At 73.7% G+C, this 19330-nt stretch carries 22 protein-coding genes; 5 read left to right on the top strand and 17 right to left on the bottom strand.

The features are described from left to right. Position 1 precedes the first annotated feature (1 nt). The gene (locus tag GT755_RS17930; protein ID WP_161480841.1) at positions 2 to 1315 is read left to right on the top strand and encodes an MFS transporter; all 1314 of its coding nucleotides are present in this window, start codon (positions 2 to 4) and stop codon (positions 1313 to 1315) included. On the opposite strand, the gene GT755_RS17935 is transcribed toward GT755_RS17930, so the two are convergent. The 3 genes from GT755_RS17935 to GT755_RS17945 all read right to left on the bottom strand — a co-directional run bounded on the left by GT755_RS17935 (position 1306) and on the right by GT755_RS17945 (position 3429). Continuing rightward, positions 1306 to 1821: an RICIN domain-containing protein gene (locus GT755_RS17935; RefSeq protein WP_161480842.1), complete on the bottom strand. Its 516-nt coding sequence runs from the start codon at positions 1819 to 1821 to the stop codon at positions 1306 to 1308. The genes GT755_RS17930 and GT755_RS17935 overlap by 10 nt on opposite strands. Before the next feature lie 88 nt (positions 1822 to 1909). Continuing rightward, a complete protein-coding gene (locus GT755_RS17940; RefSeq protein WP_161480843.1) occupies positions 1910 to 2806 on the bottom strand; it encodes a TIGR03564 family F420-dependent LLM class oxidoreductase in 897 nt (298 codons plus the stop codon). A 65-nt stretch (positions 2807 to 2871) separates the two neighbouring features. Continuing rightward, a complete protein-coding gene (locus tag GT755_RS17945; protein ID WP_328794397.1) occupies positions 2872 to 3429 on the bottom strand; it encodes a TetR/AcrR family transcriptional regulator in 558 nt (185 codons plus the stop codon). An 81-nt stretch (positions 3430 to 3510) separates the two neighbouring features. On the opposite strand from GT755_RS17945, the gene GT755_RS17950 reads away from it, so the two are divergent. Further along, positions 3511 to 4440, top strand: coding sequence for an SDR family NAD(P)-dependent oxidoreductase (locus GT755_RS17950; protein ID WP_161480844.1), 930 nt, complete (start codon positions 3511 to 3513; stop codon positions 4438 to 4440). Here the strand turns inward: GT755_RS17950 and GT755_RS17955 are convergent. Beyond that, positions 4405 to 5400, bottom strand: coding sequence for a helix-turn-helix transcriptional regulator (locus GT755_RS17955; RefSeq protein WP_161480845.1), 996 nt, complete (start codon positions 5398 to 5400; stop codon positions 4405 to 4407). The two genes, GT755_RS17950 and GT755_RS17955, sit on opposite strands and share 36 nt — an antisense overlap. 89 nt (positions 5401 to 5489) lie before the next feature. Here GT755_RS17955 and GT755_RS17960 point away from each other — a divergent pair, with 89 nt between their 5' ends. Next, positions 5490 to 6071, top strand: a complete 582-nt coding sequence (locus GT755_RS17960) for a TIGR03086 family metal-binding protein (protein ID WP_161480846.1) — start codon at positions 5490 to 5492, stop codon at positions 6069 to 6071. A gap of 4 nt (positions 6072 to 6075) precedes the next feature. On the opposite strand, the gene GT755_RS17965 is transcribed toward GT755_RS17960, so the two are convergent. Next, positions 6076 to 6681, bottom strand: coding sequence for a flavodoxin family protein (locus GT755_RS17965; RefSeq protein WP_161480847.1), 606 nt, complete (start codon positions 6679 to 6681; stop codon positions 6076 to 6078). A gap of 86 nt (positions 6682 to 6767) precedes the next feature. Between GT755_RS17965 and GT755_RS17970 the strand changes: the two genes are divergently transcribed. Both GT755_RS17970 and GT755_RS17975 read left to right on the top strand, forming a co-directional pair. Continuing rightward, positions 6768 to 7157 (top strand): hypothetical protein, encoded by a 390-nt coding sequence (locus tag GT755_RS17970; protein WP_161480848.1) that lies wholly within the window; start codon positions 6768 to 6770, stop codon positions 7155 to 7157. Further along, entirely contained in the window at positions 7154 to 8086 is a 933-nt protein-coding gene (locus GT755_RS17975) for a YihY/virulence factor BrkB family protein (protein ID WP_161480849.1), read from the top strand. The genes GT755_RS17970 and GT755_RS17975 overlap by 4 nt, the downstream gene beginning before the upstream one ends. On the opposite strand, the gene GT755_RS17980 is transcribed toward GT755_RS17975, so the two are convergent. From GT755_RS17980 to GT755_RS18035, 12 genes are read right to left on the bottom strand one after another with little or no spacing between them, the layout of a single operon-like run. Then, positions 8083 to 8709 carry a GAF and ANTAR domain-containing protein gene (locus GT755_RS17980; RefSeq protein ID WP_161480850.1) on the bottom strand — a complete coding sequence of 209 codons (627 nt, stop codon included), beginning with the start codon at positions 8707 to 8709 and terminating at the stop codon, positions 8083 to 8085. The genes GT755_RS17975 and GT755_RS17980 overlap by 4 nt on opposite strands. Before the next feature lie 10 nt (positions 8710 to 8719). Then, positions 8720 to 9259: an isochorismatase family cysteine hydrolase gene (locus GT755_RS17985; protein WP_161480851.1), complete on the bottom strand. Its 540-nt coding sequence runs from the start codon at positions 9257 to 9259 to the stop codon at positions 8720 to 8722. Then, entirely contained in the window at positions 9256 to 10455 is a 1200-nt protein-coding gene (locus tag GT755_RS17990) for a glycosyltransferase (RefSeq protein ID WP_161480852.1), read from the bottom strand. The genes GT755_RS17985 and GT755_RS17990 overlap by 4 nt, the downstream gene beginning before the upstream one ends. After that, positions 10452 to 11357, bottom strand: a complete 906-nt coding sequence (locus tag GT755_RS17995; RefSeq protein ID WP_161480853.1) for a glycosyltransferase — start codon at positions 11355 to 11357, stop codon at positions 10452 to 10454. Before GT755_RS17995 ends, GT755_RS17990 begins: the two co-directional genes overlap by 4 nt. After that, the gene (locus tag GT755_RS18000) at positions 11354 to 12337 is read right to left on the bottom strand and encodes a glycosyltransferase family 9 protein (protein ID WP_161480854.1); all 984 of its coding nucleotides are present in this window, start codon (positions 12335 to 12337) and stop codon (positions 11354 to 11356) included. The genes GT755_RS17995 and GT755_RS18000 overlap by 4 nt, the downstream gene beginning before the upstream one ends. After that, entirely contained in the window at positions 12334 to 13278 is a 945-nt protein-coding gene (locus GT755_RS18005) for a UDP-glucuronic acid decarboxylase family protein (RefSeq protein ID WP_161480855.1), read from the bottom strand. Before GT755_RS18005 ends, GT755_RS18000 begins: the two co-directional genes overlap by 4 nt. After that, a complete protein-coding gene (locus tag GT755_RS18010) occupies positions 13275 to 14141 on the bottom strand; it encodes a glycosyltransferase family 9 protein (RefSeq protein WP_161480856.1) in 867 nt (288 codons plus the stop codon). Before GT755_RS18010 ends, GT755_RS18005 begins: the two co-directional genes overlap by 4 nt. Continuing rightward, positions 14132 to 14809 carry an SDR family oxidoreductase gene (locus GT755_RS18015; protein WP_161480857.1) on the bottom strand — a complete coding sequence of 226 codons (678 nt, stop codon included), beginning with the start codon at positions 14807 to 14809 and terminating at the stop codon, positions 14132 to 14134. Before GT755_RS18015 ends, GT755_RS18010 begins: the two co-directional genes overlap by 10 nt. Continuing rightward, positions 14791 to 16149: a PfkB family carbohydrate kinase gene (locus GT755_RS18020; RefSeq protein ID WP_161480858.1), complete on the bottom strand. Its 1359-nt coding sequence runs from the start codon at positions 16147 to 16149 to the stop codon at positions 14791 to 14793. Before GT755_RS18020 ends, GT755_RS18015 begins: the two co-directional genes overlap by 19 nt. Next, positions 16146 to 16697: a D-sedoheptulose-7-phosphate isomerase gene (locus tag GT755_RS39680; protein WP_161480859.1), complete on the bottom strand. Its 552-nt coding sequence runs from the start codon at positions 16695 to 16697 to the stop codon at positions 16146 to 16148. Before GT755_RS39680 ends, GT755_RS18020 begins: the two co-directional genes overlap by 4 nt. Beyond that, a complete protein-coding gene (locus GT755_RS18030; RefSeq protein WP_161480860.1) occupies positions 16682 to 17650 on the bottom strand; it encodes a glycosyltransferase family 2 protein in 969 nt (322 codons plus the stop codon). Before GT755_RS18030 ends, GT755_RS39680 begins: the two co-directional genes overlap by 16 nt. Then, positions 17647 to 19275 carry a carbamoyltransferase family protein gene (locus GT755_RS18035; protein ID WP_161480861.1) on the bottom strand — a complete coding sequence of 543 codons (1629 nt, stop codon included), beginning with the start codon at positions 19273 to 19275 and terminating at the stop codon, positions 17647 to 17649. Before GT755_RS18035 ends, GT755_RS18030 begins: the two co-directional genes overlap by 4 nt. Positions 19276 to 19330 lie beyond the last annotated feature (55 nt).

Here is a 19330-nt window from a genome sequence, read left to right on the forward strand (position 1 = left end):
CATGACCGCGAAACGGGTCGTCAGCGCCGCCGTGGTGGGCAGCGTGGTGGAGTGGTACGACTTCGCCCTCTTCGGGCTGGCCGCCGCACTCGTCTTCAACGACCAGTTCTTCCCGGCCGGCAGCCCGGTCGCGGGCACACTCGGCGCCATGGCCGCCTTCGCCGTGGGTTTCGTCGCCCGGCCGATCGGCGGCGCGGTGTTCAGCCACTTCGGCGACCGGGTGGGCCGCAAGCCGATGCTCGCCGCCACGTTGCTGCTGATGGGCGTGGCCACGGCGGGCATCGGGCTGCTGCCCACCTACGAGACGGCCGGCGTCCTGGCCCCGATCCTGCTCGTGGTGCTGCGGCTGGCGCAGGGGTTCGGCGCGGGCGCGGAGTACGCCGGCGCGCTGGTCGTGGCGGCCGAGGCCGGCGAGCCGCGGCGGCGCGGGCTCTGGGCCTCGCTGCCCGGGATGGGGGTGGCCATCGGCATGCTGCTGGCCACGCTCGTGTTCACGGCGGTGTCGGCGCTGCCGGACTTCCACGCGTGGGCCTGGCGCATCCCGTTCCTGCTCAGCCTCGCCGGGGTGGTCGTCGGCCTCTACGTCAGGTCGCGGCTGCCGGAGTCGGAGGTGTTCGAGCGGGAGCGCCGGCGCGGGGTGAGCCGCTTCCCCATGCTGGAGGTGCTGCGGCGGCAGCCGCGCAGCGTGCTCATCGCCTTCTTCGCCACCGCGCCGTACAGCGCGATGGGCTACCTCATCCAGGTGTTCGTGTTGTCGTACGTCAGCGGGACGCTCGGCGTCTCCCCGACGGTGGGCCTGATCGCGAACGTCGCGTCGTCGGGCCTGTCGATCGTGACCGGCCCGCTGTTCGGCCTGCTCAGCGATCGGGTGGGGCGGCGTCCGGTCTTCCTCGGCGGGGCGCTGCTGCTCCTGCTGTTCTCGTTCCCGATGTTCTGGCTCGTGGACACCCGACATCCGGTGCTCATCGTGCTCTCGGTGGCGTTCGCGTACGGGATCGGCATCTCCGCCATGTTCGCCGCGCAGGCCGCGCTGTTCGCCGAGTTGTTCGACACCCGCTACCGGTACAGCGGCATCGCCGTCGTGCGTGAATGGGCGGCGGCGCTGGTCAGCGGCCCGGCTCCGCTGGTGGCCACGGCCCTGGCCGGGGCGGCGGGCGGCGCGTCGTGGCCGATCTCGATCCTGATGGCGGGCTGCGCGCTGGTCTGCGTCACCGCGGTCGTGTTCGCCCCGGAGACCCGTGAGCGTGACCTGAACGAGCCCATGAGCCGGATGGGACCGGTCCGGTCCCATCCGGCGTCGGCGGGTCACAGGTAGACGTACCAGGCGCGCGAGGGGTGGCTGTCGCAGGTGAACTGCACGAGCGGCACGTTCGGGGCGGTGGAGACGCCGCCCGAGACGGTCAGGCACTTGCCCGTCTGCACGTTCTGGAGTTTGTAGAGGCCCGGCGTCCCGGTGTAGTTCAGGTACCAGGAGCGCGAGTTGTGGTTGTCGCAGTCGAACTGGACGATCGGCAGGTTGTTGTCGGTGGAGACGCCGCCGGCGGGGGTGAGGCACTTGCCGGTGTAGACGTTCTGGATCTTGACGCCGCCGCCGACGCCGGGGGCGAGGGTCCAGCGGCGTGAGCCGTGGCCGTCGCAGTAGTACTGGACCGCCGGCACGTTGTTGGCCGTGGAGACGCCGCCCGAGATGGTGGCGCACAACGCGGTCTGCTGGTTCTGGACGTAGTAGCCGACGGACGCCTGGGCGGCCGGGACCGTCGCCAGGGCGACGCCGGCCACGGCCGCGAACGCCACACCGGCGCGAGCGAGGTTGCGGAGCATGGGTCTCTCCCGTTCTGGATGGGACTGGGTGAGACCAGGTTGCGAGCTTTTGGCACGGTCCACATGAGTAGGCCCATACGCAACCGCCCTACCTCCGGGCGAGGCCGCCGAACAGGGCGATCGTGCGGTCGTGGTCGTCGGGGCGGCCGACCGGGAAGACGATCAGCTCGGTGGCCCCGGCGTCGGCGAAGCGGCCGACCGCCTTCTCGACGGCGGTCTCGTCACCGGCGACGAGGGTGTCGCCGGGGCCCGACGAGCCCTGCCGGTCGAGCAGCCCGCGGAAGGTGGGGAGGGCCGCGGCGTGGCGGAAGTCCGCGTCCACGCGCTCCCGGGCGCCCTCGACGTCGGAGGTCACCGTCGCGAGCAGCCCGACGGCGATGCGGGGCGCGGGGCGGCCCGCCGCGGCGGCGGTGACGATGGGGACCGCGACCTCGTCGAGGAACCGGGGCGTCGTCCACATGGTGAGCGCGCCGTCGGCCCGTTCGCCGGCCAGAGCGAGCATGCGGGGGCCGTTCGCGGCGAGCAGCAGGCCGGGCGGGGCCGTCGCGGGGGCGCTGACGCCGCCGACCGCCGTGACCGACGGGCCGTGAACGTCGACCTGCTCGCCCCGCAGGACCGGGCCGAGGATCTCCAGGATCTCCCGCGAGTGGCGTACGGGCGGCTGCCAGGTGAGGCCGTAGCGGCTCTCGACGACCGGCTGATGGCTCGGGCCGACGCCGAGCGTCAGCCGCCCGCCGGTCGCGGCCTGGGTGGTGAGCGCCTGGGCGGCCAGGGCGAGGGGGTGGCGCGGGTGGGTGCCCACGACGGATGTGGCCAGGTCGATGCCGGGGGCGCGGTCGCCCAGCGCGGCGAACACCGTCAGGGGGTCCCATCCGCCGTGTTCGCCCAGCCAGAAGCGGGAGAAGCCGTGCGCCGCCGCGCGCTCGATCTCGGCCAGGAGTTCGGGGACGGGCCCGGCGCCATAGCTCGACAGTCCGATTTCCATGCGGTCCCTCCGAGTTATTCGGGGCGGTCGTTCCGTTTGGCACTATAGCGGAACGTTCGCCCCGCTTATCTGGGGGTGAGGCCGGCCCTGATCAGCGGGTAGAGGCGCTCGGCCTGCTCGCCGCGGAAGCGCCGCATCGCCTGGAGGCCGACGATCAGGGTCTTGACGTCGTCGACGTCGACGTCGGGGCGCACGGTGCCCGCCCGCTGGCCCCGGGCGAGCATGTCGGCCATCAGGGTGGTGAACTCCCGCTCGGCCTCGGGCAGCGAGGTGGCCAGGTCGAAGCCGCTGCCCGCGAAGGCCTCGGTGAGCCCCAGGTCGGTCGCGCCCTGTTCGGCCAGATGGAAGAGGAAGGCGTAGAGGCCCTCCCCGGGGTCGGTCGCCGCCTGGTCGCGGGCCCGTTCGACGACCTGCCGCAGCCGGTCGGCCACGATCGCCTGGAACAGCGCCTCCTTGGTGGGGAAGTGGCGGTAGATCGTGCCCGCGCCCACCCCGGCGCGGCGGGCGATCTCGTCGATCGGCACGCCCGCGCCCTCTTCGGCGAAGGTCTCGTAGGCGACCCGCAACACGCGGGCGCGGTTGCGGGCGGCGTCCGCGCGCAGCGGCCGGTCGTTCTCGGTCACAGGGTCCTCCTCGACAAACGGGGCGAGCGTTCCGGTATGGTGCTAACCGGAACGAGCGTCCCGATTGTATCTGGAGGACCCATGCCCCCACGGCGCTGGACCGCCGCCGACGTGCCCGACCAACGGGGGCGGGTGGCCGTGATCACCGGCGGCAACACCGGTATCGGCTTCGAGACCGCCAAAGTGCTCGCCGCGCGGGGGGCATCCGTCGTCCTCGCCGTGCGCGACGCGGACAAGGGCAAGCAGGCGGCGGCGGAGATCACCGCGGCCCATCCCGAGGCGGACGTCACAGTGCAACGCCTCGACCTGGCCTCGCTGGCGTCGGTGCGCGCCGCCGCCGGCGAGCTGCGGGCCGCCCACGACCGCGTCGACCTGCTGGTCAACAACGCGGGCATCATGTACACCCCGCGCAGGACCACGGCCGACGGCTTCGAGCTGCAGTTCGGCACCAACCATCTGGGCCACTTCGCCCTCACCGGGCTGCTGCTCGACCTGATGCTGCCGGTCCGCGGCTCCCGCGTGGTCACCGTCAGCAGCGCGGGCCACCGGCAGGGCGGCCCGATCGACTTCGCCGACCTCGACTGGACCAAGCGCGACTACAGCCGGGTCGCCGCGTACGGCAACTCCAAACTGGCGAACCTGATGTTCACCTACGAACTCCAGCGGCGGCTCGCCGGCACCGGGACCGTCGCCGTCGCGGCCCATCCCGGCGGCGCGGACACCGGAGGGTCCCGCACCTCGGTGTCGCTCCAGCCCTTCTACTTCCGGGCCTTCTTCATGCTGGTCCGGCCGTTCCTGATCCAGTCGGCCGAGATGGGGGCGCTGCCCTCGCTGCGCGCCGCGACCGACCCGGACGTCCAGGGAGGCCAGTACTTCGGCCCGGAGGGGTTCCAGGAGAGCAGGGGACACCCGAAGGTGGTGCGATCGAGCCCGCAGTCGTACGACGTCGCGGCCCAGCGCCGGTTGTGGTCGTCGTCAGAGGAGCTGACCGGGGTGCGGTTCCCCGTGTGATCCTTCGAGGGCCTCGGTGTAGCGGCGGGCGATGGTGCGGACGTGCGCGACCAGTTCGGGCGGGCCGTCGACGCGGAAGTCCATCATCAGCATGCTGAGGTAGATGGCGATGGTCTCCAGGGCGTCCGCGCCGGTCACCAGCACGCTGGTGCGGGAGTCGACGGCCTCGACGAAGCCGACGGCCGGGTTGATGCGGGCGATGACGGTCTCGGCCGGGGCCAGGACGGTCACGCGGGCCTGGACCTTCCAGCCGGTCTGCGCGACCTCGCGCAGGACGAAGGCGACGAGGTCGTCGTCGGGCAGGGTGCGGGCGGCGAACCGGCGCGACCCCGGCCGCACGAGCGACAGACCGGCCACCGGCAGCGCCCGCCAGGTGTGCGAGAAGAGGTCGTAGGCGACCAGGAACCAGCGCCGCCGCCAGCTGATCAGACGGTAGGGCTCCACCTCGATCTCGGCGCCGGCGTGCGCCGCCAGCAGGGTCGCGCCGTCGCGGATCGCGCTCGCCACGACGGTGAGAGTGGCGGCCGGCACGGGGGCGTCGGGTTCCCGGGAGCCGACCGTGGCGGGCCCCACCGCGGTGGCCGACCGCAACGCCGACACCTTTCGCTGGAGGTGCCTGGGCAGGATGCGCTGGAGCTTGGCGAGCGCCCGGGTGAGGCTGGCGTCGATGTCGGCGATGCCGCTGGAGCCGTCTTCGGCCAGGCCGACGGCGACCGCCACGGCCACCGCCTCGTCGTCGTCGAGCAGCAGCGGGGGCATCGTCGCGCCCTGACCCAGCCGGTATCCGCCCACCGCGCCACGCGTGGCGTGCACCGGATAGCCGAGTTCGCGCAGGCGCTGGATGTCCTGCCGAAGGGTGCGTTCGGTTACGCCGAGGCGTTCGGCCAGCTCACGGCCGGTCTGCGACCGATCTTGCAGCAGGGAGAGGAGGCGGAGCACGCGGGTCGTCGTCGGAGCCATCTCGTCCTCGGAACTATTAGGAAGGAATCTAGCCTAATGGGCCCATAGCCTTTTCTCATCAGCACGAACGAGATCGAAAGGCGTACACGATGAACGCTCGTGAGGTTCTGGCCACCTCCTTCCTGGCTCTCGAGAACACCGTCGCCGGTGTGCGCGACGACCAGTGGGACGCCGCCACCCCGTGCTCCGAGTGGACGGTCGCCCAGGTCGTCCAGCACGCCGCGGCCGACCAGCTCGTGTGGGCGGGGGCGCTCGGCGTCGGCCCCGGCCCGGCCTACGACCCCTTCTCGCCCTCCGGCACGATCGACGGCACCGCGGCGGAGCTGGTGAAGAACGCCGTCGAGGTGGGGCGGGCGGCATGGGCCACGGTGCCCGACGACGCCGCGACCGTGCCGACGCCGCTGCCCCACGGCGAGCTGCCGACCTCGGTCGCCATGGTGATGTGCGCCCTCGACGCCGCCGTGCACGCCTGGGACGTCGCGGTCGCCACGGGCCAGTCGTCGCCGCTCGGGGAGGAGTTGGCCGGCCACCTGCTCGCCGCCGCGCGGCAGATCGTCGAACCGCTGCGCCAGTGGGGCGCCTACGCCCCCGTCGTCGAGGCCGCCGGCGACCCGTCGGGCACCCCGGTCGCCGACGAGCTGCTCCGCTACCTCGGCCGCACCCCCGCGTAACCGTTCACTCCGGCGGGGCGTCCATCGGCTCGGCGGCCAGGGCCGCCGCGACCGACACCAGGTTGGCGGCCATGGTGCGGCCGGTCTTGGCGGACCAGTCGTGGCCGCGCTGGTCGTCGAGGTAGTCGGGGCCCGCGCCGGGGCCCAGGTGCCAGTACGTCCAGGCCTGGCCGGGGATCGTGAAGCCGATGTCGATCAGGGCCCCGCAGATCTCGCTGATGACGTGGTGGGCGCCGTCCTCGTTGCCGGTGTTCACCACCCCCGCCACCCGGTTGTACGCCACCGGCCGCCCCTCGTCGTCGGTCTCGGAGATCATGGCGTCCATCCGCTCGATCACCCGCTGGGCGACCGACGACGGGTGGCCGACCCAGGTGGGGCTGGCGATGACGAGGATCTCCGATTCGAGCACCTTGGCGTGGACGGCGGGCCAGTCGTCCCCCGGCCGCAGGTCGGTCGCGACACCCGGCAGCAGGTTCAGGTCGACCGCGCGTACCGTCTCGACCTCCACGCCTCTGCGGCCGAGCTCGGCGATGACGACGTCGGCGAGGGCCTGGGTGTTGGACGGCGCGGGTGACGGCTTGAGCGTGCAGTTGATGACCAGTGCTTTCATCGTGACCCCATCTGTTCGTAGCGTGATCGTCGGTAGTCAGCTGCCCACTGATGGGTTCCTGACCCACATTGGGGCATGACAGCCGTATGGCGAACGAAGTCTTCGAATTCGAGTTCGACGACCGTTACCGGCGGCTCCTGGGGCTCCTCGGGCTCCGCCCCGACACGTGCCGGGTGGTGGTGGGCGACGACGACGTCCGGGTGACGTTCGGGCCCTGGAAGGCGGCGACCGACCTCGGCAACCTGGCCGGCGTCGAGCTGAGCGGGCCCTACTCGGCGATCAAGGCCATCGGGCCCCGGGTCTCACTCGCCGACCGGGGGCTGACCTTCGGCACCGCCACACGGCAGGGCGTCTGCCTCAGATTCCGCCGCCCGATCGGGCCGCTGCGTCATCCCGGGCTCACGGTCACGGTGGCCGACCCGAAGGGGCTGATGGAACGACTGCTCGCGCGGGCTCCGGGTAGCGGAGGTCCATGACCCAGCCTCCCGTGCCCGACCGCCCCACCCAAGTGCTCAGACGTTCCTGGTGGCAGGTGCTGCGGCGGACGGTCGCGGAGTTCCAGGACGACAAGATCACCGACTGGGCCGCGGCGCTGACCTACTACGCGATCCTGTCGATCTTCCCGGCCCTGCTGGCCGTGGTGTCGCTGCTGGGACTGTTCGGACAGTCGGCCACGGGGACGATCTCCGAGAACCTCGGCGCCGTCGCGCCGGAACCGGTCCGCGAGATCATCGACACCGTGCTCGGGGCGCTGCAGGACAACCGGGGCGCGGCCGGGATCGCCACCGTCATCGGCCTCGCCGTCGCGCTCTGGTCGGCGTCGGGCTACGTCGGGGCGTTCATGCGGGCCGCCAACATCATGTACGAGATGCCGGAGGGCCGCCCCATCTGGAAGACCCTGCCGCTCCGGCTGGGCATCACGGCGGTGCTGGTCGTCATGATGGCCGCGGGCGCGGTGGCCGTGGTGTTCACCGGCGGCCTGGCCGAGCAGGCCGGGCGGGTGCTGGGCGTCGGCGAGACCGGGCTGGCGATCTGGAACATCGCGAAGTGGCCGGTCCTGGCGGTCGTCGTCATCTTCGTGCTGGCGCTGCTCTACTGGTTCGCGCCCAACGTCGAGCATCCGGGCTTCCGGTGGATCACGCCCGGCAGCACCGTGGCGGTCATCGGCTGGATCGTCGCCTCGGGCCTGTTCGGCTTCTACGTGGCGAACTTCGGGTCGTACAGCAAGACGTACGCGACGCTGGCCGGGGTCGTGGTGTTCCTCATCTGGTTGTGGATCACCAACATCGCGGTGCTGCTCGGGGTGGAGTTCGACGCGGAGATCGCCAGGGGGCGGGCCATCGCGGCCGGGCAGCCCGCCGACCAGGAGCCCTACGTCGAGCCGCGAGACACCCGCAAGCTCTAGATCTCCCGGGCGATGAGGCGTTCGGCCACCTCCCTGAGCTTCATGTGGGCGTTCTGGGAGGTGCGGCGCAGCTCGGCGAAGGCCTGCTCGGCGTCCACCCCGAGCGCCTGCATGATCATGCCTTTGGCCTGCTCGATCGTCTCCCTGCCCTCCATGGTCTGGCGGAGCTGGCGGACCTCCCGCTCGTGCTGCTCGCCGGTCTCGGCGAAGGTCGACAACCACGCCGCCTGCCGGGCCAGCGAGGCGACGAACGGGGCGACCGGCTCGCCGGGCTCGCCCGGACGCAGGCCGTAGACGGTGATCACGGCGGTCGCCCCGGGGCCGCGCCCGGCCGCCGCCACGCAGGCGCGCAGCCCCCGGGCCAGCGCCTCGCGCCCCAGCCGCGTCCAGCGCGGCTCGTGGACGAGGTCGGACACCCGCACCGGGTGCTCCGAGCGCAGGGCGTGCAGGCCCGGTCCGTCGTCGAGGAAGTGTTCCAGCTCGACCAGTTCCCCCAGTTCCGGGTGGGAGGCCACCAGCACCGTCTCCACGCCGGCCCGGGGCCAGAGCGCCATCGTCGCCCCGCATCCGCCCGTCACGGCCGCCGCCTCGTCGGCCAGCGCGGTGAGCACGTCCACTCGCATCAGGTCTCCATCACAGGCAGTCGCCGGCCGGGAGCAGTTCGGCCCGCATGTTCCGCTCCATCATGCGCAGGGCCGCTTCGCCGAGGTCGTCGTGGATGGCCGCCACCGCGTCGACCGCCACCCTGACCGAGAACTCCCGCACGTAGGCGTCGAGCGCGCTGTAGAGCACGCACTGCTCGGTCACCTGACCGGCCAGGACGACCGTCTCGATGCCCTCGCGGTTCAGCGCGTACTCCAGCGGGGTGCCGTAGAAGACGCTGTGGCGCACCTTCGGCAGGAACGCGAAGTTGCCCGGCGGCACCAGCGGCTGCACCAGGTCGGGACGTTTCCCCGCCAGGGCCCGCCGGACCAGATCGTCGCGGCTGGCGCTGAAGTCGCCGTGGTTGTCGTTCACGAAGATCAACTCCACGTCGGCGCGCCTGGCCTTGTCGATCAGCCGGACGATCGGGTCGATCGTCGTCTCCACGTTGGCGGCCAGCGCCTCGGCGTCCTCATGGTCGTAGGTGTTGAGCACGTCCATCACGACCACCGCCGTCGTGGTGCCGCTCATGAGGCCGTCCGTTCCACGCGGCGCATCGCCTGGGCGTAGGCGTGCACGGTGTCTCGCGCCACCCGGTCCCAGCCGTAGCGGGTGCTCGCGCGGTCGGCTCCGGCGATCCCGAACGAGTCGCGCTGCAGGGGGTCGTCCAGCAGCCGCCGGACCGCGCCGGCGACGGCGGTCGGCCGGCGCGGCGGCACCAGCAGGCCCGTCACCTCGTTGACGACGGTGTCCTTCTGGCCGCCGACCGCCGACGCGATCACCGGCACCCCACAGGCCATCGCCTCCAGCACGACCATGCCGAAGGGCTCGTACCAGGGCACGCACACCACGGCGGCGGCCGAGCGCATCAGATCGGGCACGTCCTCTCTGGCTACCTGGCCGATGAAGGTCACCCGGTCGGCCACGTCCACCCGTTCGGCCTCGGCCCGCAACCGGGTCGCCTCCTCGTCGCGGTCGAGGTCGCCGACCGGCCGGCCCCCGCCGACGACCAGATCGGCCTCCGGCACGTACGGCAGCGCCTGGATGACCGTGTCGACGCCCTTGCGCGGCACCAGCCGCCCGATCGACAACAACCGGGGGCGCTCCGGGCGCTCGCCGGGCACGCCGGGACGGAACAGGCCGAGGTCGACCCCGCACGGCACCACGCGGGCCCGATGGCGGGGCACCCCCATCCGGGCCAGCTCGTCGACCTCGTCGGGACAGGTGGAGATGATCACGTCGGCGGCGCGGCCGATGGCCGTCTCGGCGGCGATGCGCTCGGCCGGGCTGGTGTCGGCCGCGCCCTGGTGGCGGCGCTTGACCGTGCCGAGCGCGTGGAAGGTGTGCGCGACCGGCACGCCCAGCCGTCCGGCGGCGCCGAGGGTGGCCAGGCCGCTCATCCAGAAGTGGCTGTGCGCGACGTCGGGGCGTTCGAAGGCCCACTGCTCCCGCAACCAGGAGGCGAAGTCGGGCACCCACGGCAGGATGTCGTCCTTCGGGATCGGCTCCGGCGGCCCGGCCGGCACGTGGGCGACCGTGACGCCGGACCCGAACGGCACCCGTTCGGGCAACCCGGGATCGTCTCTGCGGGTGTAGACGGTGACCTCGTGGCCGAGCGCCGCGATCGCGGTCGCCAGCGCCGCGACGTGGACGTTCTGGCCGCCCGCGTCCGGGGTGCCCAGCCCGGCCAGCGGGCTGGCGTGCTCGGAAACCATCGCGATCCTCATCGCACCACCTCCTTGAGCAGCCGGTCCCAGTCGGCGAGGAACCGGTCGAGTCCGTAGCGGTCGAGGGCCGCCGCGCGGGCCGCCTCACCCGCGTGGCGGGCGAGGACGGGGTCGGCGGCGAACTGCCGCGCCGCCTCGGCGAGCCGGTCGGGATCGGTGGACAACACGCCCGCCTCAGGCGGCACCGCCTCCCCGGCCTCGGTCGAGGCGACCGCGACGACGGGCATGCCGAGGGCCATGGCCTCCAGCAGCGACAGGCCGAGCGAGGTCCATCGGTAGGGGTGGACGTAGACCCGCCGCCGCGCCAGCTCGGTGAGCATGCGGTCGTGGGGCAGGTCGCCCTGGCCGTTCTCCAGGGTCTCGGTGCCGATGCCGAAGACGTCCACGGGGGCGAAGAGCGGCAGCAGGTCGGTGCCGGCCACCCGGGTCCGGCGGATCGGCTCGTTGATCACGGCGGCGGCCCGGGGGAGCTCGCCGGTGTAGCGCATCCCGGGGTCGGGGATGCCGTGCTCGATCACCGTGGTGGCGGCGTCGCCGTTGTCCCAGAACAGGCGGTTGAAGTGGGTGACGTGCACGAGCGGCCCGCCCTCGCCGGCCATGGGATGGCGGGTCTTCACGTCGGGCGGGGTGTTGTGCTCGACGTACACCCACGGTACGTCGCGGCCCAGCCAGCGGCGGGCCAGCTCCAACTCGTCGGGGCGTTGCAGGACGACGACGTCCACGTGTTCGTCGCGCAGTCGCTCGGGGGCGACCTCGCGGGCGCCGGCGGGCCAGTCGTAGGTGCGGGCGCGGCCCCGGCCGTAGGGGCCGCGGTCGGGGGTGACCGGGACCAGGTAGTCGTGCGGGCCGTGCACGAACGCCGTCATCCACGAGCCGTGCACGTGCCAGGCCAGGATCCTCATCGCATGACCTCCTTCATCGCCTCGTACACCTCGGCCGGGCCGACCGAGCTCAGGCACGGGTGCCCGGCGACCGGGCAGACCGTGGCCCGGGTCCCGGCGCAGGCCGCCCCCTGGTCGCCGAGCAGCCGGTGCGGCACGCCGTAGGGCGCCCAGCGCACGGCGGGCACCGTCGGCGCGAACAGCGACACCACCGGCGTCCCGACGGCGGCGGCGAGGTGGGCGGGGCCGGTGTTCCCGGCCACCACCACCCGCGCGCCGGCCAGCACCCCGGCCAGCTCGGCCAGGGTCGTGCCGCCGCCCAGGTCGACGCCGTGCCGCCCGGCCACCCGGGCCGTCAGCTCACGTTCGCCCGGGGAGCCGGTCACCACCACCGGATGGCCGTGCCGGGCGAGCAGGCCGACCAGCTCGGCGCAGTGGCCGGGCGGCCAGGCGCGCGCGGGCACCGAGGTACCCGGGTGCACCACGAGATAACCGGGAGGCAGGCCGGGATCGGGCAGCGGCCGCCGGACCGCCAGCCCGGTGCCGCGGGCCGGATAGCCCGCCGCCGTGGTCAGGCTGAGGGCACGTTCGGTCTCGGGGATGTCGTCGGGCACCCGGTGCCGCAAGTCGAGCAGCGAGCCGGGGTAGTCGTCGCTGATCGCGCCGATCCACGGCACCCCGGCCATCCGCAGCAGCAGCGCCAGCGGCAGCGGCGACTGGTGGAACGAGGTGAAGATCAGCGCCCGGTCGACGTCGTCGACCGTCTTGACCAGCAGCCGCAGGTGCTCCGGGTCGACCGGATCGGGTTCCGGCTCGATCCAGGGCGCCGGCCACTCCAGCACCCGGTCGACGCCCGGCAGCAGGTCGGCGGCCGAGCGCCCGCGCGGGCCCGCCAGCAGGGTCACCCGGGCCGCCCCCGCCGCCACTGCGCGGACCGCCGGGCCCATGAGCAGCACGTCCCCGACGCTGTCGAGGCGGGCCAGCAGGACGTGTGCGCTCATCCCTTCGACAACTCCCGTTCCTCCGCGAACCAGCGGATCGTGCGGCGCAGCCCCACCGTGGCCGGGACCGCCGGCCGCCAGCCGAGCCGGGCGGCGGCCAGCGAGGTGTCCGGGCAGCGCCGGTGCGGGTCGTCGACCGGGCGGCCGACGTAGGTGATCGGGGAGGAGGACCCGGCCAGGTCGCGGATCTCGCGGGCCAGCTCCGTCATGGTCGTCTCGGCCGGGTTGCCGATGTTCACGGGGCCGGCGAAGTCGCTGTCGGCCAGAGCGAGGATGCCGGTGACCGTGTCGTCGACGTAGCAGATCGACCGGGTCTGCTCGCCGGTGCCGGTGACCGTGATCGGCTCCCCGGCCAGGGCCTGGCGGATGAACGTCGGGATGGCGCGGCCGTCGTGGGGGCGCATGCGCGGGCCGTAGGTGTTGAAGATGCGGACGATCGCGGTGTCCATGTCGTGGGCGTGGCCGTAGGCGGTGGTGAGCGACTCGCCGAACCGTTTGGCCTCGTCGTACACGCTGCGCGGGCCGACCGGGTTGACGTTGCCCCAGTAGTCCTCCCGCTGCGGGTGCTCCAGCGGGTCGCCGTAGACCTCGCTGGTGGACGCCAGCACGAACCGCGCGCCCTTCTCCCGGGCCAGGCCGAGCGTGTGGAGGGTGCCGGTGCTGCCGACCTTGAGGGTCTCGACGGGATAGGCGAGGTAGTCGGCCGGGGAGGCGGCCGACGCGAAATGGAGCACCAGGTCGACCGGCCCGGAGACGTGCAGGAAGTCGGTGACGTCGCAGTCGACCATCCGGAAGCCCGGCCGCTCCATCAGATGGGCGAGGTTCTCGGGGTCGCCGGTGAGCAGGTTGTCGAGGCAGACCACCTCGTCGCCCCGGTCGAGCAGCCGCTCGCACAGGTAGGAGCCGAGGAACCCGGCCCCGCCGGTCACGACGGTCCTCATGCGACACTCACCTCCAGTCGGTCCCGGGCCGCGCCCAGCACCTCGGTCACCGTGATCTCCAGAAGTCCCGGGTCGGGGGCCCGGCCGTGCGGATCGCCCGCGCGGCCGTGCCAGATGACCCGGTGCGGCCCCGGCGGCGGCCCCCAGAGCGACGGGGGCGTGGGACCGAACAGCACCACCGAGGGGGTGCCGTAGGCCGCGGCGAGATGGGCCACGCCGGTGTCGCCGCAGATCACCAGCCGGGCCCGGCGCACCAGGCCGGCCAGCTCGGTCAGCGTCGGCGTCAGCACCGGCAGGCCGCCGGCGACCTGCCGGGCCAGGTCCGTCTCGCCCGGTCCGGCGGTCACCACCACGGGCCGTCCTTCCGCGTTCAGCGCGGCGGCCACGTCGGCGAACCGCTCCGGCGGCCAGCGGCGGGCGGGGAAGGCCGCGCCGGGGTGGACGACGATCGGCCCGCCGCCCTCGTGCGCGCCGAGCCGGAGGTCGGCCGGGTCGGCGGGGATGCCGTACCGGCCGAGCAGGTCGCACCATCGGGCGACCTCGTGCGCGGCCGGATTCCACGGCGGCCCCGTGGTGTGGCTGATCAGCAGGCGCGGCCCGGCCGCGCGCAGCGCCGCGACGCTCTCGGGGCCCCGGCCGTGCAGGTTGACCGCGACGTCGCAGCCGGTCACCGGCACCGGGCCGGGCCCGCGCACGTCGAGCCACGCGTCGGCCTCCCCGCCCAGCAGCTCCCGGTACGCCTCCGGCGCCGCCAGCACCAGACGGTGCCCGGGAAAGGCCCGCCGCAGGGCACGCAGCGCGGGCAGCCCGGTGAGCAGGTCGCCGAGCCCCAGGCCGCGCAGCACCAGCAGGTCTAGGGCCACGAGGTCTCCATCGAGTGGCACACGACCAGTTCCCGCACCTCACACCCAGGCGGCTGGGACAACGCGAACACGACCGCCTCGGCGACGTCCTCGGGCCGGTTGAGCTGGGCGTCCGGGCCTGGTTTGTACTGCTCGGGGCGGCCGTCGAAGAAGCTGGTGCTCATGCCGCCGGGGATCAGCAGCGTCACGCCCACCGTCCCGGCCAGCTCGGCCGCCAGCGCGCGGGTGAACCCGACGACGCCGAACTTGCTCGCGCAGTAGGCCGTGGCGTCGCCGACGGCCTTGATCCCGAGCGTGGAGGCGCAGGTCACCACCCGTCCCCGGCTCTCGACCAGGTAGGGCAGCGCGGCCCGCACCACGGCGGCCGTGCCGAACAGGTTGACCTTCACGACGTGTTCCCACTTTCCGCCCGGCACGTCGGCGAGCGCGCCGCAGGCGTCGGTCCCGGCGGCGGTGAAGACGCCGTCGAGCCCGCCCGCCCGCGCGGCCAGCGACCGGACCGCGGCCTCGGTCGCGTGGCTGTCGGCCAGGTCGGCGCGGACGTGCTCGAACTCGTCGGGCACCGCGCGGTCGATGACCAGAGGACGCCCGCCCGCCTTGGCGACGGCCCGCGCGGTGGCCAGCCCGAGGCCGGACGCGCCCCCGGTGATCAGGATGTTTCCCAGCATCGATGTTCCTTCCAGAGATCGGGCCGTCGGGCGGCGGCGGTGATGAGCCGGGTGGTCGAGCGTTCGGGCACCGTGTCGAGCAGCACCAGTTCGGCGCCGACGTCGGCCAGCACCGCCGACTCGGGCAGCGCCCGGCCCGCGTAGTCGGAGCCCTTGACCCACACGTGGGGCCGCAGGGCGCGGATGACCTCGGCCGGGGTGTCCTCGTCGAACACGACGACGCCGTCGACGTCCTCCAGGGCGTTCAGCACGGCCGTCCGGTCGTCCTGCCGGGAGACCGGGCGGCCCTTGCCCTTGAGGCGGCGGACCGACAGGTCGGAGTTGAGGCAGACGACCAGCAGGTCGCCCAGCTCGCGGGCCCGGCGCAGGAGGCTGACGTGACCGGCGTGCAGCAGGTCGAAGCAGCCGCCCGTGGCGACCACCCGGCCGCCCGCCCGGCGCACCCGGTCGGCCCGGCGCAGCACGTCGGCGTCGCCCTCGGGCGCGGAGGCCGGGATCGTCGCGACGCCCCCGTCCGAGACGAAGGCGGTGGCCGCGGCGGTCGCCGCGACGGCGGCCTCCGCGCAGGTCGCGCCGCCGAGCAGGGCGGCCGCCGCGGCGGTGGCGAACCGGTCGCCCGCGCCGCAGGTGTCGCCGCTCGTGACACGCCCCGGTGCGGGCACGTGGAAGCCCCCGTCGCCGGAGTGGAAACGCGCGCCCCGCGCGCCCAGGGTGACCGCCACCGCCTCCCCGCCGAGCATGGCCAGCAGGCGGCGGGCCGCCTCGGCGGGCGGGCAGGCCCCGGTCAGGGCGACGGTCTCGGCCAGGTTCGGGGTGACCATGGTGCACTCGGGCGGCAGCGGGCCGCGCGGATGCGGGTCCCAGACCACGGGTTTGTCCGTCAGTCCCGGCAGCAGCTTCGCCACCAGGTCGGCGGCGCCGCGGCCGTAGTCGGAGACGAGGATCGCCCCCGCCCGCCGCAGCACCGGCAGCGCCCGGTCGGTCAGGTCCCCGGCCACGCCGTCTCCCGAGTCGAGCCGGGCCACGGTCGCGCCGCCCACCCTGATCCGGGTCTTGCGCACGGTCGTGCCGCGCATGGGCAGCGGGACCACCATCAGGTGGCGGGCCAGCAGGCGGTGCAGCAGGCGGCCGTCCGGGTCGTCGCCGAGCGGCGTGACCAGCACGACCTGCGCGCCGTCGGCCGCCGCCAGCAGCGCGGCCAGCCCGGCCCCGCCCGGCCGGACCCGTTCCGACACGTCCTCGACGACGGGCGCTCCCGAGTCGGGCGCGACCCGGTCGCTGCGCCCGTCGAGATCGCAGTCGAGCAGGGTGTCGCCGATGACGACCAGAGGACCGGTCACGACAGCGCCTCCTCGATCGCCTCGCAGAGCAGGTGCACCAGCACCAGATGGACCTCCTGGACGACGCACGGGCTGGACGAGAACACCGAGATGGCGTCGTCGCAGAGGTCGGCCAGGTCGTTCGGCGGCGGCCCGGTCAGCGCCCAGGCCATCAGCCCGCCGTCGCGGGCCGTCCTGGCGGCGGCCAGCACGTTGGCGCTGGCCCCGCTCGTGGACAGGGCGATCAGCACGTCGCCCGGCCGGCCGTGCGCCCGCACCTGGCGGGCGAAGACCTCCTCCGGGCCGTAGTCGTTGACGATCGCCGTGGTCGACGAGGTGTCGGCGTGCAGGGCGATGGCCGCGTAGGGCCTGCGGTCGGCCCGGAACCGGCCGACGAGTTCGGCGGTCAGGTGTTGCGCCTCGGCCGCCGACCCGCCGTTGCCGCAGGCCAGCAGGCGGCCCCCGTCGTCGAGGACCCCGGCCAGCTTGCGACCCCATATGCGGACGCGGGCCGTCTCGTGTTCCAGCCGGTTCAGCGTGGCGGTCAGATCGTTCAGGTGCGGATGCACGCGCCTCCCCCTTTCACTCGGACCCGCAGTTCGCCGCCCAGCCGGTGGAGGCAGGCGGCGGGTGGTATCAGCACGCTGGTCGCGGCCATGCGCAGCACCTCGGACGGGGTTCTCGGCCCCGGCGCGATCCGGCTCCACGCGAACCGGGCGGTCAGCGCCGCCCAGCCCGCGAACGCCGCCTTGGCGGCGGGTCTCCCGCGCCAGGCCAGCACGGCGGCGGTCAGCCCGAGCGCCGTGGTCAGCAGGTGAGCGCGCAACCGGCCGGGCCCGCCGACGCGGGAGCGCCAGCCGGGGCCGTGGACGCGGCGCATCAGCGCGTCGTCGGCGTTGCCGCGCTGCCGTCGCACGCTGGCCCAGAAACCTTCGTCCCGCACAGGGTGGACGGTGGTCCGCACGCCGGTGACCAGCCGGTACCCGGCGGCGGTCAGCCGCAGGGCGAGGTCGGCGTCTTCCCGGTAGGCACGCGGGAACCGTTCGTCGAAGCCGCCCACGGCGGCCAGGGCGCTGCGCCGGAACGCCATGTCGGCGGTGATCCACCGGGCGGTGGCCAGGCCCGCGGTGTTGCGTTCGGCGTCGGTGGGCGGCCGGGTCCCGTCGAGCGGCACCACGATCCGGCCCTGCGAACCCGCCACCTCAGGCGGCAGACCGCGCAGGTCGGCGCCGATCTTCTCGGCCCAGTCAGGCCCCGGCAGCACGTCGTCGTCGAGGAAGACGACCCACTCCGAGGAGGCCGCGCGCCACCCCTGGTTACGCGCCGCCGCCGGGCCCCGGCCGCCCGAGGGCAGGATCACGAGCGTCGCCGACGGCTCCCCGACGGGCAGCGGACCGGCGCCCGGCCTCGCCCGGTCGTCGACGACGACGAGTTGAAAACGTTCCGGCACCGCCTCGGCGACCGCGCGCAGGGTCGCCCGGCCGACGGTCGGGATCACAACGGTGATCTCGGGGTCGCTCATACCGACCTCCGCACCAGGAACGGCCCGATGGCCAGCACGTCGACCGGCGCGGAGCCGAAGCACTCCAGGGCGTCGCGCGGATCGTCGACCATGGGCCGCCCGGCCGTGTTCAGCGACGTGTTGACGATGACCGGCAGCCCGGTCAGCGACTCGAAGGCGTTGAGCACGGAGGCCATGAGCGGGTCGCGCCCCGCCGACACCGTCTGGATGCGGGCCGTCCCGTCGACGTGCACCACGGCCGGGATCCGGTCGCGCCACACGGGGGCGACGTCGTGCACGAACAGCATGTACGGGCTGGGCACCGGCCCCCGCGAGAAGATCTCGGCGGCCCGGTTCTCCAGCACCATGGGCGCGACCGGCCGGAACTGCTCCCGGCCCTTCACGTCGTTGAGCCGTTCGGTGTTGCGCAGGTTGCCCGGGTGGGCCAGCAGCGAGCGGCGGCCCAGCGCGCGGGGGCCGTATTCGCTGCGCCCCTGGAACCAGGCCACGATCCGGTCCTGGGCCAAAGCGTCGGCCACCGCGACCGCGATGTCGGGAGGTCGTGAATAGGGGATCTGGGCCACGTCGAGCCAGGCCGCCAGTTCGGCGTCGGTGAACCCCCGGCCCAGGTCGGCGCCCGGCATCGGGGCGACCGGGTCGCCGTAGGTCTTGGCCAGGTGGAGCGCGCCGCCCAGGGCGGTGCCCGAGTCGCCGGCCGCCGGCTGCACCCACACCTCGCGGAACGGGCTGCGGTCGAACAGGCGGGTGTTGGCCACGCAGTTCAGCGCCACGCCCCCGGCCAGAGCGAGCCGGTCGAGGCCGGTGCGGTCGTGCAGCCAGGCGGCCAGGTCGAGCAGCACCTCCTCCAGCCGGGCCTGGACGCTGGCCGCCAGGTCGGCGTGCTCGCCGTTCCAGGCGCCGCCGCGCTGGACCTGCTTGGCGAAGACGTTCCAGTCGATGGGGCCGATGTGGAAGCCGCCGTCGCCGGTCGCGCCGATCAGCTCGCGGAGCGCGGGGAGGTGTTTCGGCGTGCCGTAGGAGGCCATCGCCATGACCTTGTACTCGTCGCTGGAGCGCAGGAAGCCGAGGTGCTCGGTGACGTCTTCGTACATGAGCCCGAGGGAGTGCGGCAGCGTCTGGCTCGCCAGGATGGTCAGCTCGCCGTCGCGGTAGGCGCCCGCCAGGTGGGAGACCGCCTCGCCGCGGCCGTCGCAGACCAGCACCGCGCAGTCGCCGAACGGCGCGGCCAGCCCGGCCGAGGCGGCGTGGGCGATGTGGTGGGGGACGAACTTCACCTGCGCCGGGTCGAGTCCCGGCAACGCGGTCGCCAAGAAGGCGGGGGCCCGCACGGCGTAGGCGGTGCGCAGCATCTCCCAGGCGCCGTCCTGGCCGGGCCCGTTCTCCACCACCAGGGCGGGATCGTAGGAGTAGGCCACCCCGTCGAGGTCCTCGGGCCGCAGCCCGGCCTTCTCCAGGCACCAGGTGGCCGCCATCTCGGGCAGCTCCCAGGCCGAGAACGCCAAGGGCCGTTTGCCGTGTTTCCTCCTGCTGAAACGCTCCTCTTCTGCGGCGGCGACGGTACGCCCGTCGACCACCAGCGCGGCGGAAGGGTCATGGAAGATCGCGTTGATTCCCAGAAATCTCATGGGACCCGCTTTCGCGTGGAGAACACCACTCGAGAAGCGCTCCTCCGAGTAGCGC

It is taken from the genome of Herbidospora solisilvae (assembly GCF_009901565.1).
GTDB classification, from domain to species: domain Bacteria; phylum Actinomycetota; class Actinomycetes; order Streptosporangiales; family Streptosporangiaceae; genus Herbidospora; species Herbidospora solisilvae.